We start from the raw sequence: 4597 nt of genomic DNA on the forward strand, positions 1-4597 counted from the left end.
AACCGCGAGTTCGACATGGTCACCGCCGAGAACGAGATGAAGATGGACGCCACCGAGCCGAACCAGAACCAGTTCAGCTACGGCAACGGCGACCGGATCGTGAACCAGGCCCGCAACCAGGGCAAGAGAGTGCGCGGGCACGCGTTGGCGTGGCACTCGCAGCAGCCGGGCTGGATGCAGAACATGTCCGGCAGCTCGCTGCGCAACGCGATGCTCAACCACGTCACCCAGGTCGCGACCTACTACCGCGGCAAGATCTACGCCTGGGACGTCGTGAACGAGGCGTTCGCCGACGGCAGCAGCGGCGGGCGTCGTGACTCGAACCTGCAGCGCACCGGCAACGACTGGATCGAGGCGGCGTTCCGCGCGGCCCGCGCGGCCGACCCGAACGCCAAGCTCTGCTACAACGACTACAACACCGACAACTGGTCGCACGCCAAGACCCAGGGCGTGTACCGGATGGTGCAGGACTTCAAGTCCCGCGGCGTCCCGATCGACTGCGTCGGCTTCCAGGCCCACTTCAACAGCGGCAACCCGGTGCCGTCCAACTACCACACGACCCTGGGCAACTTCGCCGCGCTGGGCGTGGACGTGCAGATCACCGAGCTCGACATCGAGGGGTCCGGCAGCTCGCAGGCCCAGCAGTACCAGGGCGTCACGCAGGCCTGCCTCTCCGTCGCGCGCTGCACCGGCATCACCGTGTGGGGCATCCGCGACAGCGACTCGTGGCGCGCCTCGGGCACCCCGCTGCTGTTCGACGGCAGCGGCAACAAGAAGGCCGCGTACAACTCCGTCCTCAGCGTGCTGAACAGCGGTACCGGCACCACCACGCCGCCGACCAGCACCACGACCACGACGACCAACCCCGGCGGCGGGGGTTGCACGGCGACGTACTCCGAGGGCGAGAAGTGGAACGACCGCTTCAACGGCAACGTCACGGTCACCGGCACGGACAACTGGGTCGTGACGGTCACCGTGAGCTCGCCGCAGCGGATCATCGCGACCTGGAACACCAGCGCCACCTGGGGTTCGGCCAACGTGATGACCGCGCGCCCGAACGGCAACGGCAACACGTTCGGGTTCACCGTCCAGCACGGCGGCAACTGGAACTGGCCGAGCATCTCCTGCAGCGTCGGCTGACCTGACGCGGGAGGGCCCGTCCGGCGGCCCTCCCGCACCGCCGGAGCGCGCCGCCGGGCAGGCGTCCCCCGCGCAGAGCGGTCACCTGCCCGGCGGTGAACGGCGGCGCGAGCCGATCCGCGTGCAGGGCGCGGAAGTGGACCGCGTCCGCGATGCGGTGCATCGGGGCAGGTCCGCCCAGTCCCGCGCCGCCGTCCCCGCGACGCTGTCCGGTGCCGGGCCGAGCGGCTCGCCACCGGGCAGCGCCGGTGTCCTCGGGTGCCGGGCCACGGCGACGCGGACCACCCGCGCGCCAGGTCCTCCTGCCGGACCTGCTTCGACGCCGTGCGCCGCGACCTCCTCCACCTCGCCGAGGGTCTTCCTCTCGGCCGTCACGTCCCCGGGCTGGCGGCGAACCACCGAGCGCGACACCGCCGAGATCAGGCCGGGAGCAGCGCGACACCGTCCTCGTCGGCGTGCAGCACGTCGCCCGGCCGGAACTCGACACCGCCGAACGTGACCGGGACGTCGGCCTCGCCGGCGCCGTCCTTGGCGCTCTTGCGCGGGATCGTGCCCAGCGCGAGCACGCCGAGGTCCATGCCGGCGAGCGCGGCGCTGTCGCGCACCGCCCCGTGCAGCACGAGCCCGGCCCAGCCGTTGGCGGCGGCGGAGCGGGCGATCACGTCGCCCGTCAGGGCGGTGCGCAGCGATCCCCCGCTGTCGACGACGAGCACGGCGCCGTCGCCCGGGGTGCCCAGCAGGGTGCGCACCAGCGCGTTGTCCTCGAAGCAGCGCACCGTGCGGACCGGGCCCGCGAACCGGGCGCGGCCGCCGAAGGAGCGGAACTGCAGGTCGCACACGCGCAGCGCGGCGCCGTGTTCGTCGACCAGGTCGGCCGTCGCGAGTGGGCTGATCACCGGAGCTCCCATCCTTGGTATTTCTCGATGCATTCGTACCAGGATTCCACGCCGGCCCGTAGACTGCCGCGAACGCACTCCCCCGCGAGGATGGACGCATGCCGCCGACCCAGCTCACCCGTCAGGTCGCCGCCCGCATCGCCGACTACATCCGCACCGAACGGGTCGCGGCCGGCACCCGCCTGGTCGAGCGCACGCTGGCCGACCACCTGCGCGTGTCCCGGTCGCCGGTGCGCAACGCGTTGCGGCTGCTCGCCGAGTCGGGCGCGGTGTCGGAGGCCGACCGCGGCGGCTACACCGTCCTCGACACGGAGTTCGCCCTCGCCGAGGAGGACGGCGCCGACGACGCCGCGTGCCTCGCGATCGCCGCCGACCGCCTGGACGGCGTGCTGCCGGACCGCGTCACCGAGAGCGCCCTGGCCCGCCGCTACGCGCTGACACCGGCGCAGCTCACCCGCGTGCTGCGCCGCGCCACGTCCGAGGGCTGGATCGAGCGGCTGCCCGGCTACGGCTGGGAGTTCCGGCCCACCCTCACCTCGCGGCGGTCCTACGCGGACAGCTACCGCTTCCGGCTCACCATCGAACCGGCGGCGATCCTGGAGCCGACGTTCGTGCTGGACCGGGCGGCGCTCGAGCACGTCCGCGCGCAGCAGGCCCGCCTCGCCGACGGCGGGATCTTCGAGCTCGACAACATGGAGCTGTTCAACCTCAACCACGTCTTCCACGAGACGATCGCCGAGTGCAGCCGCAACGAGTTCTTCATCGAGGCGCTGCGCCGGGTGGACAGCCTGCGCCGCCTGGTCGAGTACCGCCGCTCGCTGCCGCGCGAGAGCGGCGTGGTGCGGTGCCGCGAGCACGTGGAGATCGCGGACCTGCTGCTGGCCGGCCGCCGGGCCGAGGCGGCGGACCGGATGCGCGAGCACCTGGGCACGGTCACCGCGGAGAAGACCGGGTCGCCGCCGGTGGACGACTGATCCTTTCAGCCGCCCGCCCGCTGCGGCGGAAGATCCAATTCGCCGGCCGAGCCATCCCCGGCGGCGCCGCGCGCGTTTCCAGCTGACGAGGGCCGCATCGCAGCGGTCCACGACACTGGGGATCTCTTTTGCGCGCATTGATGATCGGTGCCGCGGCCGTGCTGGCCACCGCGCTGACGCCGGGTGCCGCCCACGCGGCACCACCGTCCAACGACGACTTCGCCGACGCCACGGCGATCACCGCACTGCCGTTCTCATCCACTGTGGACACTGGTGAGGCCACGGCCGCCGAGGACGACCCGGGCACCTGCGACTGGGGCACGAACAGCGTCTGGTTCCGCTACACCGCACCGGCCGACGGCTTCGTCCGGATGACGACCGAGCGGCCCGAGGGCGAGAAGCCCACGATCTCGGCCTACACCGGCGAGCGCGGCGCGCTGACCTGGACGCCGGGCGCGTGCAAGTACCCGCACGGCGGCGGATCGGACACGTTCGCGGTGACGGCGGGCACGACGTACCACCTCCTGGTGCAGGACCGGCAGTTCGCCGGGCCCGCCGGGTTCGCGCTGCGGCTCGTGCCCCGGGCCACCAACGACGACCTCGCGGCAGCGCAGGACGTGCCGTTCGGCACCGACGTCACCGGGGACACCGGCGCCGCCACGCTCGAAGCGGGCGAGGTGAGGCCGACGTGCGAGAACTCCACCACCCGGTCCATCTGGTACCGCTACACCGCCACCCGCGCCGGGTTCCTCGCGGCGCAGGTCACCCAGTACCTCCCCAGCGCGACCGTCAGCGTCTTCCGCGGCGGCGCGCTGACCGAGGCGGACTGCCTGAACACCAGCCACCGCCCGGTGGTCTTCGCCGCCGCGGCCGGGGAGACCTTCCACCTCCGGGTCGCGAACGACATCTACTCCGCGGCACCGCTGACGCTGCGGGTCGACGACGCGCCGCGGATCCGGCCCGACGCGACGTACGTCCTGCCCGAGCAGCCCGGCGTCTTCGACGAGGTCCGGTTCGGCATCGAGCCGGGTGACCCGGCGGGCCGCTGGCTGAGCGGCGGCGAGATCCACTTCGGTGACGGCACCTCCGCGCCGATCCCCGCCTCCCAGGGGGTGTCGCAGGTCCGGCACACCTACGCCGCCGACGGCGAGTACGACGTCACGATCTCCGGGCACACGGCGGACGGCCGGTCCGGCACCTCGACCCGGAAGCTGAAGGTCGAGACGCACGACGTGACGGTCACGAACCTCGTCGCGCCCGCGAAGGCCGTGGTCGGCGAGGCGGGCACGGTCGAGGTGTCGCTCACCAACAACCGGTACGACGAGGACGTCGTCGTGGAACTGCTGCGCCGCAAGTCCACCGGGTACTGGGACGTCATCCGCACGACCGACGTGCGGATGACGAAGGGCGGCACCGCCGTCGTGCCGTTCTCCTACACCTTCGCCAAGGAGGACGCACGGCTCGGCAAGGCGACGCTCAAGGCGCGGGTGCGCCTCGCCGGTCACGAGGACGGCCACCCGGTCGACAACGAGCGCGTCGTCGAGACGGCGGTCACCGAGACCAGGTAGTCAGGTCCTCCTCCCGAAC

At 72.3% G+C, this 4597-nt stretch carries 5 protein-coding genes; 3 read left to right on the forward strand and 2 right to left on the reverse strand.

Annotated elements, in window-relative coordinates; genetic code table 11:
- Positions 1–1140: endo-1,4-beta-xylanase (locus ACFWGZ_RS39595; RefSeq protein WP_382456730.1), on the forward strand; the 1140-nt coding region annotated here is incomplete at its 5' end.
- An 81-nt stretch (positions 1141–1221) separates the two neighbouring features.
- Here the strand turns inward: ACFWGZ_RS39595 and ACFWGZ_RS39600 are convergent.
- Together ACFWGZ_RS39600 and rraA are read right to left on the reverse strand one after the other, a co-directional pair.
- Positions 1222–1515: a hypothetical protein gene (locus ACFWGZ_RS39600; RefSeq protein WP_382456731.1), complete on the reverse strand. Its 294-nt coding sequence runs from the start codon at positions 1513–1515 to the stop codon at positions 1222–1224.
- A 44-nt stretch (positions 1516–1559) separates the two neighbouring features.
- Positions 1560–2036 (reverse strand): ribonuclease E activity regulator RraA, encoded by a 477-nt coding sequence (gene rraA, locus ACFWGZ_RS39605; RefSeq protein ID WP_382456732.1) that lies wholly within the window; start codon positions 2034–2036, stop codon positions 1560–1562.
- Positions 2037–2134: 98 nt separating this feature from the next.
- On the opposite strand from rraA, the gene ACFWGZ_RS39610 reads away from it, so the two are divergent.
- Both ACFWGZ_RS39610 and ACFWGZ_RS39615 read left to right on the forward strand, forming a co-directional pair.
- On the forward strand, positions 2135–3010 hold the full coding sequence (locus ACFWGZ_RS39610; protein WP_382456733.1) for a GntR family transcriptional regulator: 876 nt from the start codon (positions 2135–2137) through the stop codon (positions 3008–3010).
- A 128-nt stretch (positions 3011–3138) separates the two neighbouring features.
- The gene (locus ACFWGZ_RS39615) at positions 3139–4578 is read left to right on the forward strand and encodes a hypothetical protein (protein WP_382456734.1); all 1440 of its coding nucleotides are present in this window, start codon (positions 3139–3141) and stop codon (positions 4576–4578) included.
- Positions 4579–4597 lie beyond the last annotated feature (19 nt).

It is taken from the genome of Lentzea sp. NPDC060358 (assembly GCF_042725365.1).
Classification (GTDB): domain Bacteria; phylum Actinomycetota; class Actinomycetes; order Mycobacteriales; family Pseudonocardiaceae; genus Lentzea.

Bases quoted from the DNA above. Each gene is read 5' to 3' on its own strand.
- ACFWGZ_RS39610 (WP_382456733.1), top strand. From the start codon at position 2,135: ATGCCGCCGACCCAGCTCACCCGTCAGGTCGCCGCCCGCATCGCCGAC.